This window comes from Saccharopolyspora sp. NPDC000995 (assembly GCF_053599315.1).
Map to the genome: position 1 here is coordinate 1 of NZ_JBSFLZ010000320.1, position 1537 is coordinate 1537.

Sequence of the window (1537 nt, forward strand, 5' to 3'; positions counted from 1 at the left end):
GCGGCAGGTGCGGTATTTGAAGCTGGTGACGATTTATGGTCTGGAATTGTTGTTGTTGGAGATGGCGTGGGCGGTGGCGTGGGCGGGAGCGACCGGGGGTGCGTCGATGGCGTGGCTGGCGGCGCGGATGGCGGTGATGCGGTTGTTGTTGTCGCGGTGGTGGGGCCAGTTGTTCATGCGGCTGGCGATGGCGGCGGCCGGTGGGGTGGCGTTCAACGTGGTACCGGATCTGCAAGCCCAGATACAGATGCTGGGTGAGAAATCAGCCCAGAAGTGGGACGGGAAGCTCTCCGAGCAGTCGGCGAGGATGGGGGCGTTCTCGGCGTTGGTGTCGCTGCCGTTGTCGGCGGTAGGCGGACTGGTCGGCAACGCACTGACGAAGGTGCTGGTGCGGGGGCTCGGCGATGAGGTGGACGAGAAGATCCTGGAGGCGGCGGCCAGGAAAGCGGTGGACAAGCACGCGGAGAAGTATCCGGTGTCGGCGATGGCCCGCTTCGCCGACGTGGTGGGGGAGCACCTGGATCATTACGCGGGGATGTCGGTGCGGGGCATGTGGTCGGCGCGGTTCGGCAGCGGGATCGGGGAGGCGTTATCCGACGGCCTGGGCGAGTTGTTCGGCGAGGTCGGGTATCTAGCGGCCACGGGCCAGGAAGTGACCTGGAACCCGTTCTCGGTGACGGCGGGCGTGTCCGAGTCGGTGTCCAGCGGTGTGGGCACTCTGGCGGGCTTGGCGTGGCGGGGCAAACTGCACCCGCAAGGCCCGAGCCCCTACCTCGACGACACCAGCCAGCGTGAGGGCGACAGTACTACCGAGACCACCGATGGTGGCGGGCTCGGAGGGGAGAAAACCCCGCTACTGGGGGCAGGGCCTGGGTCGCAGACAGGGAATACCCCTAGCTCCCCGGGCAAGGACAACACGTCCGATTCCTCCGATACCTCGAAGCCGTCCGATGCTTCGAAGCTGTCCGATGTCTCGAAGCCGTCCGATGCGGACTCTGTTTTCCCGGTCGGGCCGGTGGATTCGGCTGCGATGCCGGTGCCCTCCGGCAAAGACCCCGTGGTGTCCGCTGCCGTGGACGGCAAGGACGGCAAGGACGGCAAGGACGGCAAGGACGGCAAGGACGTTAAGGACGTTAAGGGCGGTGCTGGTAGCAGTGTGAGGGGCGGGGACGCAACGGGTGGTGTTCCGGCGGTGCGGGGCTACGGGCAGCACCGGCCGGGTACGCCGCCACCTGCATATCCTTATGAGGAACTGGGTTTTGGTCCGGACCGGTCGGTGACGCCGCCTCCGCCGTACAGCCGGGTTGCCGGTGGCGATCAGGCCGTGCCCGGGGTGCATGGCGTGGCCGGAAAGTCTGGTATGGACGCTCCCGGCATGGCCGGAGTATCTAGTGCGGACAGTACTAGTGCGGACAGCCCTGGTGCGGACAGTCCTGGTGTGGATGGTTCGGGTATGTCCTGGGATGCCGCGCTACCGGAGACTGGCACACCCGGGTCTGCGGCGGTCGCGGATCCGGACGGTGGTGCGGTGCCTGTG

Annotated in this window: 1 protein-coding gene; it reads left to right on the top strand. The window is 66.9% G+C overall.

Features of this window, described 5'->3' with window-relative positions:
• Positions 1–16: 16 nt before the first annotated feature.
• Positions 17–1537 (top strand): hypothetical protein (locus ACWDKQ_RS36090; RefSeq protein ID WP_450143227.1); only part of this gene is annotated, 1521 nt, incomplete at its 3' end.